Source organism: Flavobacterium sp. LHD-85 (assembly GCF_030929595.1).
Taxonomy (GTDB): domain Bacteria; phylum Bacteroidota; class Bacteroidia; order Flavobacteriales; family Flavobacteriaceae; genus Flavobacterium.
In genome coordinates, this window is sequence record NZ_JAVFVR010000003.1 from 305,807 (window position 1) to 322,857 (window position 17,051).

Annotated in this window: 18 protein-coding genes and 1 tRNA gene; 9 read left to right on the plus strand and 10 right to left on the minus strand. The window is 33.8% G+C overall.

Annotated elements, in window-relative coordinates; translation table 11 throughout:
- Nucleotides 1–78: 78 nt before the first annotated feature.
- Nucleotides 79–1,440, plus strand: coding sequence for a sigma-54 dependent transcriptional regulator (locus tag RB618_RS07240; RefSeq protein ID WP_308068142.1), 1,362 nt, complete (start codon nt 79–81; stop codon nt 1,438–1,440).
- Between the two features lie 27 nt (nt 1,441–1,467).
- Here the strand turns inward: RB618_RS07240 and RB618_RS07245 are convergent, their stop codons facing one another.
- Together RB618_RS07245 and RB618_RS07250 are read right to left on the minus strand one after the other, a co-directional pair.
- Nucleotides 1,468–3,909, minus strand: a complete 2,442-nt coding sequence (locus RB618_RS07245) for an ATP-binding protein (protein ID WP_308068143.1) — start codon at nt 3,907–3,909, stop codon at nt 1,468–1,470.
- 175 nt (nt 3,910–4,084) lie between these two features.
- On the minus strand, nt 4,085–5,986 hold the full coding sequence (locus RB618_RS07250; protein WP_308068144.1) for a S9 family peptidase: 1,902 nt from the start codon (nt 5,984–5,986) through the stop codon (nt 4,085–4,087).
- Nucleotides 5,987–6,214: 228 nt separating this feature from the next.
- Here RB618_RS07250 and RB618_RS07255 point away from each other — a divergent pair, with 228 nt between their 5' ends.
- Genes RB618_RS07255 through RB618_RS07265 form a run of 3 tightly spaced genes read left to right on the plus strand, consistent with a single transcriptional unit; the run spans nt 6,215 to nt 9,061 of the window.
- Nucleotides 6,215–7,327, plus strand: a complete 1,113-nt coding sequence (locus RB618_RS07255; RefSeq protein ID WP_308068145.1) for an FAD-dependent oxidoreductase — start codon at nt 6,215–6,217, stop codon at nt 7,325–7,327.
- Entirely contained in the window at nt 7,327–8,115 is a 789-nt protein-coding gene (mtgA, locus tag RB618_RS07260) for a monofunctional biosynthetic peptidoglycan transglycosylase (RefSeq protein ID WP_308068146.1), read from the plus strand. Before RB618_RS07255 ends, mtgA begins: the two co-directional genes overlap by 1 nt.
- Nucleotides 8,093–9,061 carry a lipid A deacylase LpxR family protein gene (locus RB618_RS07265; protein WP_308068147.1) on the plus strand — a complete coding sequence of 323 codons (969 nt, stop codon included), beginning with the start codon at nt 8,093–8,095 and terminating at the stop codon, nt 9,059–9,061. Before mtgA ends, RB618_RS07265 begins: the two co-directional genes overlap by 23 nt.
- 195 nt (nt 9,062–9,256) lie before the next feature.
- Here RB618_RS07265 and tnpA read toward each other — a convergent pair whose 3' ends face one another.
- From tnpA to RB618_RS07290, 5 genes are all read right to left on the minus strand, one after another.
- Entirely contained in the window at nt 9,257–9,709 is a 453-nt protein-coding gene (gene tnpA, locus RB618_RS07270) for an IS200/IS605 family transposase (RefSeq protein WP_308068148.1), read from the minus strand.
- A 125-nt stretch (nt 9,710–9,834) separates the two neighbouring features.
- Nucleotides 9,835–10,407, minus strand: coding sequence for a hypothetical protein (locus tag RB618_RS07275; RefSeq protein ID WP_308068149.1), 573 nt, complete (start codon nt 10,405–10,407; stop codon nt 9,835–9,837).
- Nucleotides 10,408–10,733: 326 nt separating this feature from the next.
- On the minus strand, nt 10,734–11,165 hold the full coding sequence (locus RB618_RS07280) for a nuclear transport factor 2 family protein (protein WP_308068150.1): 432 nt from the start codon (nt 11,163–11,165) through the stop codon (nt 10,734–10,736).
- A 25-nt stretch (nt 11,166–11,190) separates the two neighbouring features.
- Nucleotides 11,191–11,781 carry a hypothetical protein gene (locus tag RB618_RS07285; RefSeq protein ID WP_308068151.1) on the minus strand — a complete coding sequence of 197 codons (591 nt, stop codon included), beginning with the start codon at nt 11,779–11,781 and terminating at the stop codon, nt 11,191–11,193.
- On the minus strand, nt 11,778–12,221 hold the full coding sequence (locus RB618_RS07290) for a hypothetical protein (protein WP_308068152.1): 444 nt from the start codon (nt 12,219–12,221) through the stop codon (nt 11,778–11,780). The genes RB618_RS07285 and RB618_RS07290 overlap by 4 nt, the downstream gene beginning before the upstream one ends.
- 152 nt (nt 12,222–12,373) lie before the next feature.
- On the opposite strand from RB618_RS07290, the gene RB618_RS07295 reads away from it, so the two are divergent.
- A complete protein-coding gene (locus RB618_RS07295) occupies nt 12,374–12,595 on the plus strand; it encodes a hypothetical protein (RefSeq protein WP_308068153.1) in 222 nt (73 codons plus the stop codon).
- Nucleotides 12,596–12,755: 160 nt separating this feature from the next.
- Here RB618_RS07295 and RB618_RS07300 read toward each other — a convergent pair whose 3' ends face one another.
- Together RB618_RS07300 and RB618_RS07305 are read right to left on the minus strand one after the other, a co-directional pair.
- Entirely contained in the window at nt 12,756–13,004 is a 249-nt protein-coding gene (locus RB618_RS07300; protein ID WP_308068154.1) for a GIY-YIG nuclease family protein, read from the minus strand.
- Between the two features lie 67 nt (nt 13,005–13,071).
- Nucleotides 13,072–13,145: transfer RNA gene (locus tag RB618_RS07305), tRNA-Ala, on the minus strand.
- 136 nt (nt 13,146–13,281) lie between these two features.
- Here RB618_RS07305 and RB618_RS07310 point away from each other — a divergent pair.
- From RB618_RS07310 to RB618_RS07325, 4 genes are all read left to right on the plus strand, one after another.
- A complete protein-coding gene (locus tag RB618_RS07310; protein ID WP_308068155.1) occupies nt 13,282–14,046 on the plus strand; it encodes an enoyl-CoA hydratase/isomerase family protein in 765 nt (254 codons plus the stop codon).
- 121 nt (nt 14,047–14,167) lie between these two features.
- The gene (locus tag RB618_RS07315; protein WP_308068156.1) at nt 14,168–14,344 is read left to right on the plus strand and encodes a hypothetical protein; all 177 of its coding nucleotides are present in this window, start codon (nt 14,168–14,170) and stop codon (nt 14,342–14,344) included.
- 33 nt (nt 14,345–14,377) lie between these two features.
- Nucleotides 14,378–14,830 (plus strand): 6-carboxytetrahydropterin synthase, encoded by a 453-nt coding sequence (locus RB618_RS07320; protein ID WP_201999534.1) that lies wholly within the window; start codon nt 14,378–14,380, stop codon nt 14,828–14,830.
- A 100-nt stretch (nt 14,831–14,930) separates the two neighbouring features.
- Entirely contained in the window at nt 14,931–15,674 is a 744-nt protein-coding gene (locus RB618_RS07325; RefSeq protein WP_201999536.1) for a UDP-2,3-diacylglucosamine diphosphatase, read from the plus strand.
- Between the two features lie 101 nt (nt 15,675–15,775).
- On the opposite strand, the gene RB618_RS07330 is transcribed toward RB618_RS07325, so the two are convergent.
- Complete coding sequence (locus tag RB618_RS07330) at nt 15,776–16,987, minus strand: cytochrome c3 family protein (RefSeq protein WP_308068157.1); 1,212 nt, start codon at nt 16,985–16,987, stop codon at nt 15,776–15,778.
- Nucleotides 16,988–17,051 lie beyond the last annotated feature (64 nt).

Consider the following 17,051-nt stretch of genomic DNA (forward strand, 5'->3'; position numbering starts at 1 on the left):
TTTTTTTACATATTTTACATATTTTTATGAAATAACAAGTTTAATAATATTATTTTAGCAAAAAGTCCCTAAAAGCAGATGCCGAAGATATTAGTAATAGAAGATGATATTGCGTTTTGTAAATTATTAGAAAAATTTCTAATCAAAAAAGCGTATGATGTAACGATAGCTTTCTCCGCCGTAGAAGCACGTGAAGCAGTTAAGAACGAATCTTTTGATTTGATTTTGACAGATCTTCGCCTGCCTGATTCTGACGGTATCGGACTTATGTCTGAATTTAAAAATTCCCACCCTCATATTCCTGTTATTTTAATGACTGGATACTCTGATGTAAATACCGCTGTTAAAGCCATTAAAAATGGAGCAGCAGATTATATCTCCAAACCATTTAATCCAGACGAAGTTCTTTTGGTTATTACCAATGCGCTGCAGACTCCAAAAGCCGAAGCTGAAGAACAGTCGGAAACTCCAGAAAAAAAGAAAAAAACAGCTAAAAAGCCAGTTGCGACAGAAAATGAATTTGTTAGAGGAATTTCTGTGGCATCCAAAAAACTTCTAGATCACATTCAGTTGGTGAGCCCAACGGATATGTCTGTTTTAATTATTGGCGAAAGCGGAACAGGAAAAGAAATCATTGCCAAAAGCATTCACCAGCAGAGCAGAAGAAAAGATAATAATTTTATTGCCGTAGATTGCGGTGCAATTCCGAAAGAATTGGCGGCGAGTGAATTTTTCGGCCATTTAAAAGGATCTTTTACAGGAGCAATCAATGATAAAAAAGGATATTTTGAAGCGGCCAATGGAGGAACTTTATTTTTGGATGAAATTGGAAATCTTTCATACGAGAATCAAATACAATTGTTAAGAGCGCTTCAGGAACGAAAAATTAAACCTGTTGGAAGCAATAAAGAAATAAACGTCGATATACGCATTATTACGGCCACCAACGAAGATTTGCGCGAGGCAGTAAAAAACGGCGATTTTAGAGAAGATTTATACCATAGAATCAATGAATTCTCGATTCAGTCACCATCTCTAAAAGATCGCGGTGAAGATTTAATGGTTTTTGCCGATTATTTCCTAGAAAAAGCCAATCAGCAGTTGGATAAAGATGTCATCGGATTTTCTCCAGAAGTGGTTTCTATTTTTCAGAACTACAGCTGGCCAGGAAATTTACGAGAATTGCAAAACTGTGTAAAACGTGCAACACTTTTAACTCGTGGCGAATTTATAGAAAGCGATGTGCTTCCGGCAGAATTTTTTCAGATTCAAAAACAAGAATCTTCAGCAAATGAAGTTTTTTCATTATCTGAAAATGAAAAAGAAACAATTATTAGTGCTCTATCAAAAACGCAGAATAATAAATCTGAAGCGGCAAAACTGCTTAAAATTACGAGAAAAACACTTTACAATAAATTGAAACAATATAATATTGAGTAAAAAAGTACTTTTCTAGAAAGCAGCATTTTAAATTTCTTGTTTCAATTTCTTAAAAAGAATTTTTATTTTTCCGTCTAAATCAGAAAATGTAGCTTTAAGATCAATCGTGTTTAGATCTTCTTTTTCCAAATCTTTTAAAAGTTCACCAATTTCGTTCGACTGGATTTGTTTGAACATGGGAGCAATACGATGCGCTATAGATTTTATTTCATCATGATTTTGCTCTCGTACAGCAGTTTTCAAAAGCTCGATATTTTCTACAGTGGTTTCTATAAAAGATTTTAATACTTCTTTCAAGGCAGATTCGTCCTGGCCTAAAAAGTCTCTCAAAGTTTCTAAAGAATACAATTGAGAACTGTTTTTGTTTACAGTCTCTGTAGATTCGGTTACAGGAACTTCTTCATGATCTAAAATATGCTGAATAGTTTCCAGTAAAATTTTTGGCGAATAAGGTTTTTTTATAACTGTAGTAAAACCAGCATTTTTATAAACTGAAAGATCCAAATCGGTACGGCCAGTCAAGGCGATTACAGGCTGATTTTTAAAAACTGTTTCTGGAAGCTCGCGAAGTTTTTCTAAAAATAGAAATCCGTCTACTTCTGGCATTTGAATATCGGTAATAACAAAATCAAAAGGAGTGGTTTGAATTGTTTCTAAGGCCTTCACAGGATTAGTAAACGAAAATACTTGATGTTGTTCTTGTTTTAAAACACCGCTCGTCAGATTCAAAAGATTGATGTCATCGTCTACAACAATAAAAGTTTGTTTTTTTGTGCTTTTTGATGGTTTGTTTTTAGCATCATTTAAAGCAATATTTCCCTGACTGCTATCAAACAATAATGGCAGCTGAATTGTAAATGTACTTCCTTTTCCAAAAATACTTTCTAAGCTTAAACTTCCACCAAGAATAGAAATAATCTTTTGGCAGATTGATAAACCTAAACCTGTTCCACCATATTTTTTTTCAATCCCTTCATTGGCTTGAGCAAATTCTTCAAAAACCAATTTCTGATTGGCTTTTTCTATCCCAATTCCAGTATCTTGAATAGAAATGGTAAAAAACTGCTCGTCATTTGCGTAAGCAGCAATCCGAATATGACCTTCTTCGGTAAACTTATAAGCATTTCCAATAATGTTGGTTAGGATTTGCTTTAAGCGAAAAGGATCGCCAACAATTCGTTTCTGAAACTGGTCGTCTACATTGATAATAAGATCAATGTCTTTTTGTTTGTAAACCGTTTGAATATTTCGGGCAACATCTTCAATAATCTCAGGTAAAGAAAACGGAACTTTTTCTATAGAGATTTTTCCCGCTTCGATTTGAGAGAAGTCTAATAAATCTTGAACAAGCTGCGTAATATATTCAGAAGAATTTTTAATGTTTTTAACGAAATAAGATTGCTTGGTATTAACGTCTGAATTGCCTAAAAGTTCGGAATAACCCACGATAGTGCTCAAAGGTGTTTTCAAATCGTGACTTACGGTCGAAATCAATTGTTCACGGCTTTTGAGCAGATTTTTGGTTTTAAAATTAGCAATTTCAAGCTGTTTCTTATACAGTTGAGATTTTGAATAATCGCTGACAATTAGAATCGAGAAAAATACCGTAAGTAACAAACCGATCACAGCAGAAGCCGTTACAATTTCGTTAACTCTTTTTAATGATTTTTCTTTTAATGAGTTGTTTTTTATCGAATTAATGATAATCTCTCGTTCAATAATTCGAAGTATTTTTCTAAGCTGATCAGAAATCGCAATTTCATTTTGAAGCAGTTTGTTTTCTTCAAAATTCAAAGATTCTTTCTTCTTTTCGGCTTTTAATTTTACGGAACTCAGAAGTTTTTTTGAATTTGCTAAAATCGAATCAGATGCTTTTTTACTCAGCGTATTGGTGCTGTCATCAGGAATATTCGAATTCAAATAATCCACGTATCGTTGTAAAACACTTCGCTGGTAACTTCCAAGCTGATTTGGGTTTCTGGTGAAATCCTGAAGTTCGAGTTTCCTTAGGTTAAACTCCATTTTTGTGATTTCATCAATAGCGTTATTTACAGAAGTTTCATCGTCTGCTTTATTCTTTATTTCTCGCAACTGCTTGATGTTTTCTGTTTTTTCTGCTAAGAAATAAGTAACACTATCCAAAAGTGTTTTCTGGTATTCTGTTGTAACTATTTGTTTTAGAGTGTCGATTCGTTTACGAAGCGAATCGGTTTCGATCAGATAATTTTTAAAATCTTTTTCGGAGTTATTTTGAATCGTTTGTCTGGCAAGACTTTCAGTCTTGTAAACATTAGAGTATAATCTGCTGACTCTTATGATTTTGGTTTTTTCTAAAGCAATTTTGTCTTCTAGCTTATTGTAAACGACATTTTCAGAATAAAGAAACCACCCAACTGTAACAACCAAAGCCAATAATGCAACATAGCTGAATAAAACTTTGATTGCGGTGTAACTTCTTTTGGTCTCCATATTTTGCTGAAAGATTTGAGGGAATTGGGGTATTATTAAAACATTGCAATTTATCTAAAAAAATCTGTTTTACGAAGAGTAAAACTGCCCAATATGTTACATAATTGTAAGGTCTACAAAGAAAAACAGCCGTAGATTATGTAAATCTACGGCTGTCAAAATATCATTTTATGAATTACAAAGTCTCATCTAACCATTTGAAGAATTCACCTTGCCAAACTTGAGCGTTCTGTGGTTTTAAAACCCAGTGATTTTCGTCTGGGAAATAAACAAAACGGCTTTTGATTCCTCTTAACTGAGCAGCCTGAAAAGCTTCTTGTCCTTGTCCAATTGGCACACGGAAATCTTTTCCTCCTTGGAAAATTAAAATTGGCTTATTCCAGTTTTGTACCAAAGTTGCAGGGTTGAAAGTAGTATACGCTTTTTGCGCTACTGCGTTATCTTTTTCCCAGTAAGGTCCACCGAAATCCCAGTTGTTGAAGAAAACTTCCTCGGTAGTTCCTAACATAGAAACGGTATTGAAAACTCCATCATGAGCGATAAAAGTTTTAAAACGGTTTTTGTGAATTCCTGCTAAATAAAATACAGAATATCCTCCATAACTAGCACCAACGCATCCTAAACGGCTTTTGTCAACATAGCTTTCTTTTGCTACATCATCAATTGCAGAAAGGTAATCGTCCATAACTTGTCCGCCCCAATCTTTACTGATTTGTTCGTTCCACTCAACTCCGTGTCCTGGCATTCCGCGACGGTTTGGAGCTACTACTACATAACCTTTGGCAGCCATTAAAGAGAAATTCCAACGGAAAGAATATGATTGTGTCAACGCACTTTGAGGGCCACCTTGGCAGAATAATAAAGTTGGATATTTTTTCGAAGCATCAAAGTTTGGAGGAAGAATTACCCAAACCAACATTTTTTTACCGTCAGTCGTCGTAACATAACGTTTTTCGGTTTTGCTTAATGCTAAAGTTTTATAAGTATCTGTATTTACATTTGATAATTGTTTCCAAGTATTTTTCTTCAAATTGAAAGAATAAATCTCACCAGCATGATTCATGTCTGTTCTTGTAACGATAATATCATCACTAGAGAAACCAATTAAATCATTTACATCAAAATCTCCATTTGTCAATTGACGAACATTGATTGCGATTTTAGTTAAACCTGGAAAATTAACAGAGAAAAGTTGTTTTGTTCCGTCAATTGGAGCCACAAAAAATACCGTTCTTCCGTCTTTGCTCCAGATGAAATTATCTACAGTTCCGTCCCAGTTTGCAGTTAAGTTTGTTTTGATTCCTTTAAACTCAACAATAATGTCGTTTTTATCAGATTCGTAACCGTCACGTTTCATTTGCAACCAAGATAAATTTCCTGTTGGCGAAAATTGCGGAGCAGTATCGTAACCTAAATTACCTTCTGTTTTATTAGTTGTTTTTTGAGTTTCTAAGTTGTACTCATAAATATCTGTGTTGGTAGAAATTGCATAAGCTGTTCCTGCTTTTTTCTTGCACACATAAAAAATGCTTTTGCTGTCTGGAGACCAGATATAATCTTCGTCACCGCCAAAAGGTTTTTGCGGAGAATCGAAAGTTTCACCTTTTAAGATGTCGATTCCTTTTGCTCCTTCTTTATTTTCTTTATAAAAAACGTGATTAAATTTTCCTTCGTTCCAAGTATCCCAGTGACGATAATCCAATCCGTCATAAATTTGAGCATCAGATTTTGTTAGACTCGGATAGAAATCTTTACCTAAAACTTTATCAATTTTTACTTCTTCATTGTAAACGACAAATTTTCCGTCAGGCGAAATATTTTTATCAGCCAAAATTTCTTTAGTGTCTTTAATTTCGGTTGCAGTTCCTCCGTTTACAGGAATCGTGTAGATTTTAGAAGTCGATTTGTTATCGGCCACAGAAGGCGTTGAAACTTTAAAAACGACATTTTTTGCATCTTTAGAAATGCCAAGAGGTGTCACTCTTCCTAATTTCCATAACAATTCTGGAGACATTACATTTTGTCCGATAGCATTTAAACTCATCATTATTAAGGTTGTTAATACTACTTTTTTCATAATCAAATTATTCTATTTTTTGTGGTGCTAAAAATACAACATTTAAATTCCAAGTTGTTAAATTCCAAATCCCAAATTTTGTTAAAGTTTATTACTGTCACCCTAAGCGAAGTCGAAGGGCGCATAGTTGAGAGGCTTCGACTCCGCTCAGCCTGATAAAGATTTTAAATGAACTTTAATTACTTATATGGTTCAAAAAAATTATTATTTTTATAAAAACTCTAAAAGATGGAACTAAGCTATTGGGAACTTAAAAACTGGTTTACAAATGTAGATTATACTATTGTTGGTAGCGGAATTGTTGGTTTGCATTCAGCATTACGCTTACGCGAAAGATTTCCGACTGCTAAAATTCTGGTTCTTGAGCGCGGAATGCTACCACAAGGCGCAAGTACAAAAAATGCAGGTTTTGCCTGTTTTGGAAGTTTGTCTGAAATTATGGATGATTTGAAAACGCATTCAGAAGATGATGTTGTGGCACTTATCGAAAAACGTTGGAAAGGTTTACAATTGCTTCGTAAAAGACTTGGAGATTCGGCAATCGACTTTAAACCGCACGGTGGATATGAATTGTTTTTGAAAGAAGATGAATTTGGATTTAATGAGTGTGTTTCTAAAATTCCGTTTATCAATGAAGTTTTAAGACCACTTTTTAAAGCCGATGTTTTTTCGAAAGAAGTAGATCGATTTGGATTTGAAAATATTCATGACTATTTAATTTTTAATCCTTTTGAAGGACAAATTGATACTGGAAACATGATGCAAGAATTGTTGAAGCAGGCCGTTTCGGCAGATATTTTAATCTTAAATCAGCAAACGGCGACTTCTTATGTCGATGCAGGAAATCATGTCGAAGTAGTTTTAAATGATTTTAGTTTTAAAACACAAAAACTGCTTTTTGCAACTAATGGTTTTGCTGGTTCTTTAACAAACGGAGCTGTAAAACCTGCAAGAGCGCAAGTGCTTATTACAGAGCCAATTCATAATTTAGATATCAAAGGAACGTTTCATTTAGACAGAGGCTATTATTATTTCAGAAATATTAATGATCGTATTTTATTAGGCGGCGGACGAAATCTTGATTTTGAAGGGGAAACAACAACCGAATTTGGACAGACGAAAATTATTCAAAATAGATTGGAAGATTTACTGAAAAATGTAATTTTACCAAATCAGGATTTTCAGATTGCGCACCGATGGAGCGGTATCATGGGAATCGGAAATAGTAAGAATCCTGTCGTAACTCAGCTTTCTGAAAATGTGTTCTGCGGAGTGCGTTTAGGCGGAATGGGAGTCGCGATAGGAAGTTTAATAGGAACAGAATTAGCAGATTTAATATAATGGCAACAACCAAAAAACCGGCACCAAAATCAACTACAAACAAACCAAAGCCGAAGACTTCATCTTCTAAAAAATCGAATCGTTCTTTTGGCGAAAAAGTAAAATGGTTTTTTATTAAAGCGGCTTTATGGTTTTTTGGAATCTCAATCGGGTCGGTTATATTTTTTAAATATGTTCCGGTGCCGTTTACACCATTAATGCTTATTCGTGCTATCGAAAATAAAATGGCTGGAAAAGAAGTTTATTTTGACCACGATTGGGAACCGATTGATAAAATCTCAATGAATTTGCAAAAAGCGGTTATTGCCAGCGAAGATGGAACTTTCCTTACGCACAATGGTTTCGATTTTAAAGCACTTCAAAAAGCTTATAAAAGTAACGAACGCGGACGTAGAATTCGTGGTGGAAGTACGATCTCGCAGCAAACGGCCAAAAATGTCTTTTTATGGCAAGGAAAAAGTTATTTCCGTAAAGGTCTAGAAGCATATTTTACTATTTTAATTGAAGTTATCTGGGGTAAAGAGCGCATTATGGAAGTGTACTTAAACAGTATCGAAATGGGAGATGGAGTGTATGGGGCTTACGCAGCAACAGAACATTGGTACAGACGAGATGCTTCAAGTTTAACCCCAATGCAGGCAGCAGGAATTGCCGCAATTCTTCCAAATCCGAGAAAATTTAAAGCTACGGGATCTTCAAGTTATATCAATAGAAGAAAAGAACGAATTGTACGCGAGATGCGTTACGTCGGAAAAATTAATTATAATGGAAAAGAGGAGAAGAAGTAAAATAACGCTTTTTGCTTTTCTAATATTGACCGTAACGCTCACTTTTGGACAAGGAAAAACAACAGAAATTGGTTTTATATCGGATAACGATTTATATACATCGTCTAAATACGATATGTATTATACCAACGGTCTGGAACTTTTTTATCGTTTTTTATCAAAAAATAACAATCCAAAAATCAATAAAGAAATTACCGAATTTAGAATTGGGCAATATCTTTATAATCCACGATTTTTAAACAAAGAAGCAGTTACGGTAAACGACAGACCTTTTGCGGGTTATCTTTTTGCCGAAGTAGGAAAAAGTTTTTTTTACCAAAGCGAATCTGTTTTAAAGACCGATTTTCAAATAGGTTTTCTTGGTCCAAATGCTTTTGGCGAGGAATTGCAGGAAGGTTTTCATGATCTTATTGGCTACAAAAAAGTATATGGCTGGGAGAACCAGATTCATAATGCTTTAGGAGTTCAGGTTCACGCGATGTATTCAAAAAAAATGTTTGCGTCTAAACACAGCAATTTTGTAGATCTTCATTGGCAGTCAGAAGGCAATTTGGGGACTATTTTCTCAGGAGTTTCAACAGGATTTATGGTACGATTTGGATTTAAAAAATTGCTTCCAATTTATGATTCTAATATGCATAATGCTTCGGTAAGTGCAAATGCACAGCCAAATATTAGAGAGTTTTATTTCTACGCAGCACCAAGTGCCAACTATCAGTTTTACGATGCAACAATTGAGGGAAGCATGTTTAACGATACAAGTCCGATTACTTTCGATTTGGAACCGCTTCGTTTCAATGCCGAAGCAGGTTTGAAATACCGACACAATAACTTCAACATATCTTATTCTTTCCTTTACCGCGGAAGAGAATTGAATGATCCAGGAATTGATACTAATTCGGGATATTTTTATGGGTCGATAAGGATGGGGTTTTTGCTAAGATAGGCTAGCTATATATTCTATAGTGCCTCTAGTTTTCTAGTGCTGCATAGTGCGTTGCACTATCTTGATGCTGATAGGCTTTCAGCCTATAATAAAGATAGCTCTGAAAGAGCGCAACCATTAGCATAGCGCAACGCGCTATGCTATGAATATGAATGCGAATGAACGTAGTTAACCCAGCCCTGAAAGGGCGAAAGCCTAATCCCACAGATAACGTTCGTCATATTCGACATTATATTTATTTAGAAAAGCCAAAAGTTCTTTTTTGAATGTCTTTTTTCTATGATGTTCCTCTTGGTTTTTAATGTACTTTATTACTATATCTAATTGAGAAGGATTAACAGAGAAAATGCCATAACCGTCCTGCCAGTAAAAGTTTGCATAGCGAGAATCTACTGTTTTTATCCATTTTGATGATTGTTTTTTTACTTCTTCAACCAATTTCATTTGCGTGATTTTTTTCGACAATAGACATAGAATGTGAACATGATCGTCATGTCCTCCTACTTGAATAGGGTTGCATTCTAATCCTTTGCAAACTCCACCAAGATAGGCCCATAATTTCTCTTTTATATTGTCGTCAATAAACGGATAACGTTTTTTTGTGCTAAACACTAGATGCACATATACTTTGTATAATGATTGAGGCATATTTTTTCTTTAACTAATGGTTTGTTATAATTGGATTGTATTTCTTTTTGTTTGCAATACTTAATCGTATTTGTAGTGCGGAGGTATTTGGAAATATTTTGTGAAACCGTACCTGTCTTTTAAATTTATAAGGAAAACACATAAATTAAGAAGACGATTATCAAACTGATTACTATAGAAAATAGAACAATAAGAAGCATCATTTTATTTTCTTTTTTGATAGAGGCTTTATCTATCTGTAAAGAAACGGGATCAAGTTTGTGAAAGCTGTAAATGAATGGGTTTATAGTAATATCTGGTCTAAATGTAGTAATGCCTAATAAAAGCGCTTTGAAGAGATCTGCTTTGTTGGAAAACTTAGCAAACATTAAGGCAAATTTATTAGCAGACCATAACGGTATTTTAGAATCGTTACTTTCCTTAAGACTCCAAAAAAAATAAATTGAAAAGGTTCTATTTCGGGCTTTAAAATAAAAATCAACATCAAATTTTTCGTTTTCTCTTGGCTGAATATTCTTCCATAATATTTTAGCAATTATGGTCTGATTATAACGGTTGAGAAATGTGATTCCGTTGTTCTCAATAATGACTTTATTGTATTCTTTTGTACTTCTTTTGAGATAGTGTTTTTTGTTTTCGCATATCAAAGTATTAAATAGAATAATTAATAAAACTATTGAGATGAGAATTTTTTTCATGGATATCGATACCAGAAAATCAAAATAGAAGATTATCAACAAAGTGTAAATTACTAGTACAATGAAAAGACTAATAATTGTAGTCGTTAGCCAAAGCTTTATATAAGGTACTTCTTTGGATTCTATTTTATGGAAAACAGGTTTTTGAGTCATAAGAAGTAAGATTCATATTGGAGAATCAAAATTCTTTAAAAACTGTTTTTTAAATGGTTAACAAAAGACATAATTGTATCAATATACGTTTAAATCAAAGGTGCGCTATTTGCTTTTTCAATACAAAAAATGTAATAAACGAAAACCGCTCAACTGAGCGGTTTTACTATTATTTATCCAGAATGATCCACATACAAATACCAAACGCCATTTATCTTTCGCATTATTCCCGAAAAGTGACCAGAACTGTTTTTGCCATTCGGAGCATCTACACTAAATTTTGCGCTTACAAAAGCATCTTTTTTTGAAAGTGGTTCAACAACAAAATCGGTCATGGTCAATTTTCCCATTCTTTCTTTTGGCCAGTATTTTTTGAAGAAATCGGCAATATTGTTTTTTCCGTATACCACACCAGCGCTGTAAATCATACGAACCGAATCTACAGGAGCATAAAAATCAAGGTAACCTTCGAGATCACCATTATTCCAACAAGCTTGCTGTGCTTTTAGACGATCAAGTACTTGTTGCGAAATTTTATCTTGACAAATGCCTTTAAAAGAAAGCATTAATAAAGAGGCAAGAAATAGAAGTTTTAAGTGACGCATATAGATAGTTTTAGTAATTATAAAATTAATTGTTTTTTATTGCCGTAATATTTCCTGTCTTTTTATCGAAAGTGACGGTTTTATTTGGTCCGCCATAAAAGAGCGTCAAAGTGAGCGTGCTGTCGGTTTCACTTTTAAAAAGAATATCTTTTGCGGTTCTAATTTTGATATCGAGATTATCATTCATAAGCTGAGAGTCGGTGCATTTTATAATTCTTTTTTCAAATAATCCTTTCTTTTCAATTACTTCCAGCCATGGACGACCCATCGCGCTGTAACCCACTATTTGTGCTCTGTAATTTTCATTCAAATCTTTGTTTTGGTACAAACCCAAAGATGTACTTGAAAGCAATAAGGCAAAAAAAGGCATCATCATAGCCATAATGCTTATTGCAAATGTTACGATTATTGCCATCAAAAAAAGTTTTGCCAAGAGTTTTTTCCAAAAAACAATAATAATTGCAAAACTGCTTAGTAGCCAAAGCCATGATAAAACAACGTCGCTGTAATAACCACGTAGACTGATTTCTTGATAGTAATATAAAAGACAGTCCAGCACAAAAAGCGAACAGATAATAAAATAAACTCGCAATATTATTTTTTTATTTTGACTCATAATTTTTTTAAGATATAATGTAAAGCAACTAGCATTACAGTTGATAAAACTAGAATAGGGAAGAAGGAGAATGAAAGCGTGTACATAATTTCTTCATTAAGGAGATACGTGCTCCATGCAGATTCGCGATCAACAAAAATGCCATAATCCCATAAAAACCAAAGAAAAATTAAGCAGATGAATTCAAGTCCGATTTGTAAATATTTGTTTTTTATGAGTGTCAAGAATAAAAAAACAATGGTCAGGAAAATGGTTGTGAATACTGACATTAAATAAGCATCATCAAAAAAAGAACAATCTAAACAGCCACTCGACATTCTTTCAGAAAAGCTTCCCATTGCCCAATAGATTTCTAAGAAAGTAAAAACGAAAAGAAAAACGGCAATTAGGATGAGTTTCTTTAAGAGTAAAAATATTTTGTGTTTTAAGTTTTGATTCATTTTGACAGGCTTATATAATTATTAGAAATATTCTCTTTCGGATATTTTAAGACGCACAAAAGTAAGAAACAATTTTAAAGAAATATCTTCCAAAATATTTAGTTGTCAGAATAAATTTTGTTTGCAAGTAAAACACTTAACTGTTTGATAACATGAAAGATGTTTTTATTTATTTAATTTTAATTAAAATTTTAATTATGGATGTCAATTGGAACATTATAGCGATTGTAGCAATATTGGTAATTATTCTTGTTGTGCTAACAATCAGAAAAAATCAGCGAGAAAAAAAGAAATTGGAAAAGTTGCTAAACAACGATTTTAAAAAAGCTGAGAAAAAGAGAGTTGATGCAGATGATGCTGCTAATGAGAAATAGATTGAAATTTCAATAATCTAAATAGAGAGTTTGTCATTTCGAATCCTCTTAGAAATAAATATTTATAGTAAACCCGACAGGTTTTTAAAACCTGTCGGGTTTAAATTTTGTGGAGAATACCAGATTCGAACCGGTCACCTTCCCGATGCATCGGGATACTCTAGCCGTTTGTTTCTATCAAGGTTTCAATATATTTTCGGCTTTTCATTTTTTTTATTTGTAATTCTCTTTTGCAGGCTTCACTTCTTGTTAAGAATGTCTCAGAATATTTTAGTTCCCAATCTTTTGCAGCTTTTGTAAATTTACTTCTACTATTTAGATGATCTTTTAAACGCTGTTCAATATTTTGGCAGGAACCAATATAGTATTTGTCTAATGTTTTTGAATATATAATGTAGATATAAAACATAAAATGTGTTTTAAAAAAAATACCCAAGCAGAATCAAATATCTGTTTGGGTATTTTTAAATTATTTGTGGAGAATACCGGATTCGAACCGGTCACCCCTTGCCTGCCAGGCAAGTACTCTAGCCAAATGAGCTAATCCCCCTTTTTTATGCGGTGCTGAAGAATTAAATCCCTCAAAGTGTTAACAAATAAAGTCAATTAATTTTCAAAAAACAAATTTCCAGAAGTTTCGGATGAATTATTTTCAAAAGCGTAACTTTACCTTTAAATCTATTTTTATGAGTTCAGAAAGTATAAAAGGCAGTTTAGAAACTTCTTTTCAAGATACAATTGCGACTATTGAGTTTGGGCATCCGGCTAGTAATTCTTTTCCGCGTCAGTTATTAGATCGTCTCACATCAGAAATTAATTTGCTAAGCAGAGATGAAAATGTTTCGATTATTATTCTAAAAAGTGAAGGAGTGAGAGCTTTTTGTTCTGGCGCTTCTTTTGATGAGCTTTTGCAAGTTGAAAATGAAGAGCAGGGTACAGATTTCTTTTCGGGATTTGCTCATTTGCTTAACGCGATGCGTAATTGCAATAAATTAATTATCGGACGTGTTCAGGGAAAAGCTGTAGGTGGAGGCGTTGGCATTATCGCGGCTTGTGATTATGTTTTTGCAACTCCTGAAAGTGATGTGAAATTGTCAGAACTGGCAATTGGAATTGGGCCTTTTGTTATTGAACCAGCAGTTTCTAGAAAAATAGGTAAAACTGCGATGGCAGAAATGACTTTGGCAGCAAATGAATGGAAATCGGCAGAATGGGCGTGTCAAAAAGGACTTTTCTCTGTGGTTTGCGAATCTTTTAGTCTGGATCTTAAAATTGATGATTTTGCAAAAAGATTAAGTTCGTATAATCCCGAAGCGCTTCACGAAATGAAAAAGATCATTTGGGAAGGAACTGAACAATGGGAATCTCTTTTGTTTGAACGCGCTGCTATTACGGGTAAGTTGGTTTTGTCTGATTTCACGAAAAATGCTTTGCTGCAGTTTAAAAAATAATTTGAACGAGATCCTGCAAGGTTTTCAAAAGCTTGTAGGTTTGATTGATAGAATAGAAAAGAATATTTCGTAAATACCTACAAGGTTTTGAAAACCTTGCAGGATTAAAACATTTTTTAAAATGAAACTCATTTCCTTATTCCAAAAAGTTGACATTGCAGAGAAAATTAAAGATGCTCCAGATAGCGGTTATCAAATTGGCGTTGTCATTGGATCTTTCATTCCGTTTCTAGTTTTGGGCGGAATTGCTTTGTGGATGTATCTTAGAGCTAAAAAAAGAGCTAAAAACGGCAATTAATTTGTAAATTTGCAAGCTTAAAATTAAAAATCGATGAGTAATATCAGAATTACAAAACAATTTAGTTTCGAAACCGGTCACGCTTTGTACGGTTACGACGGAAAATGTAAGAACGTTCACGGACACAGTTATAAATTATCGGTAACGGTTATTGGTTCGCCAATTACAGACCGATCGAATGTAAAGTTCGGAATGGTAATTGATTTTTCTGATCTAAAGAAAATTGTAAAAGAAGAAATCGTCGATCAGTTTGATCATGCAACTGTTTTCAATCAGACCACACCGCATATCGAATTGGCAAATGAATTGAAAAACCGCGGGCATCATGTGATTTTGGTAGATTATCAGCCAACAAGCGAAAATATGGTGGTTGATTTTGCAGAAAGAATTAAAAACCGACTGCCTGCTGGAATTTCGCTTTTCTCATTAAAACTTCAGGAAACAGAATCGTCTTTTGCAGAATGGTATGCATCGGATAATATCTAAAATTCCATTTTTTTTAAATTCCAAATTCCAAAACTCTTCGACTTCGTTCAGAGAGACAAAAGTCTAAAGTTCTAAGAAGTCTAGTAATCTAAAACTCTAAATGAAAAAAATATATTTTGCTTCAGATCAGCATTTTGGTGCGCCAACTCCAGAATTGAGCTTACCGCGCGAAAAGAAATTCGTAGCGTGGCTTGATGAGGTTAAAGAAGATGCCGAAGCAATTTTTTTATTGGGAGATTTATTTGATTTTTGGTTTGAATATAAAACAGTTGTTCCGAAAGGTTTTGTACGCATTTTAGGCAAATTGGCTGAAATTCGCGACAGCGGAATCCCAGTTTATTTTTTTGTCGGAAATCATGATTTGTGGATGAATGATTATTTTGAAACCGAATTGAATATTCCGGTTTATCACGATAACAAAGAATTTACTTTTAACGGAAAAACGTTCCTGATTGGCCATGGAGACGGAAAAGGGCCTGGTGATAAAGGCTATAAAAGAATGAAAAAGGTTTTTACCAATCCGTTTTCAAAATGGCTTTTCCGTTGGTTGCATCCAGATGTTGGCGTGAGTTTAGCTCAATATTTATCGGTGAAAAATAAACTGATTTCTGGTGATGAAGATGTGAAGTTTTTGGGAGAAGAAAACGAATGGCTGGTTTTATATGCTAAACGAAAACTAGAAACCAAACATTATAACTATTTTATCTTCGGACACCGTCATTTGCCAATGATTATTCCAGTTGGAGAAAACTCCGAATATGTAAATCTTGGCGATTGGATCGGATATTTTACTTACGGTGTTTTTGACGGAGAAAAATTCGAGCTTAAAAAATTCGAGAAGTAGTTTAGTCAAAAGTCAAAAGCCGAAAGTTGAAAGTTGAAAAGGATAAATATTATTGTTGAACTTAATTCAAAGTCCTTTGTCAAAAAAATAAAACAAAATTTTTATTTTACGCTTGTTGGATAAATTCCGATTTTATGCGTTCGCAGAATATATTCTGAAAGCTGTTTGCTGTTTGAAAGCTGAAATTTAATTGCTCCAGATGCTTTTTTCGGCATATGGCATTCTACACAATTACTGGCCAATAACTTCTCAGGCATTGTTTTTAAGGTAGTTTCTTTGTGCTTTAAGCCTTGATGACAACTCATGCAGATTTTCGAATAGGAAGCCAAGTTTTTAGAAGCATTTTCATGCGGATTATGACAGCTAATACAATCCATTTTATCGCTTTTGATGAAACATTTGCTCTGCGCCATCAATCGATACTGATTGCCATGAACATCAAAATTGGTTGTATCAGTAATACTTTTGGTCTCACGAAAGAATTCTGATAAATTATCTCCAGGTTTAAATTCAAAACGTGATTTTAGTTTCATTCCGTCATTTCCGGCGTGACATAAAGCGCAAGCATCTAATTTTTGCTGTCTGTTTAGAGTTTTAAAACTTGTAATGCTATTGGCAACTTTTACATTTGGATTTTTTAAATGAAATTCAACATGTTTTTTGGCTGGACCATGACAGCGTTCACAGTCAATTCCGTAAACAATTGTTTCTTTTCGTATGATATCCTCAACATCCATAGACATCATATTTCTTTCTTCAGAATTTTGATTCACGCTTCGGCTGCTGGCATTTGAGGCGTGGCAAGAGTAACAGTCTTTTACCACCATTCTGTCAAAATAAGGTTTGTCGGCAGGAAAACCTGGACTTGTTGCCCAATTGTTTATGGAATGGTAAAAAGAAACCGGCAATTCGTATGTATTATTGTCTTTCCAGTAAACTGAAGTTTGAGCGTGTTTGGTTCCAAAAACAATTTCAAATTTATATTTAGCGGTTTCTTTGCCATTTTTATAAACAACTTGATACAAGCTGTCTCCACGTTTTTCCATAACCAGTTTGGTCTCTTTATCGTAAACGAAAGTATGATTTTTAGAATCGAAATCGCCTGAAACATTTCCTAAAATTGCTGGAGAAGTGGCTTTAAAATGCGAACTTTTAAATGCCATATCAGACTGCACTTTATGGCATTGTATACAGCTTTCTGATCCCGCATAATCAGTTCCGCGCGGATCAATATATTCCTCTGATTTGTTGTTGCAGCTAGCAAAGAGAATTGCTAGAACAGATAAAGTAAGTAGAAATACAGCTTTTTTCATTGCTGTAAATATACTTTTTTTTGAATTGAATCAAAATATATTTCAATAATGAAAAAATGCTGTT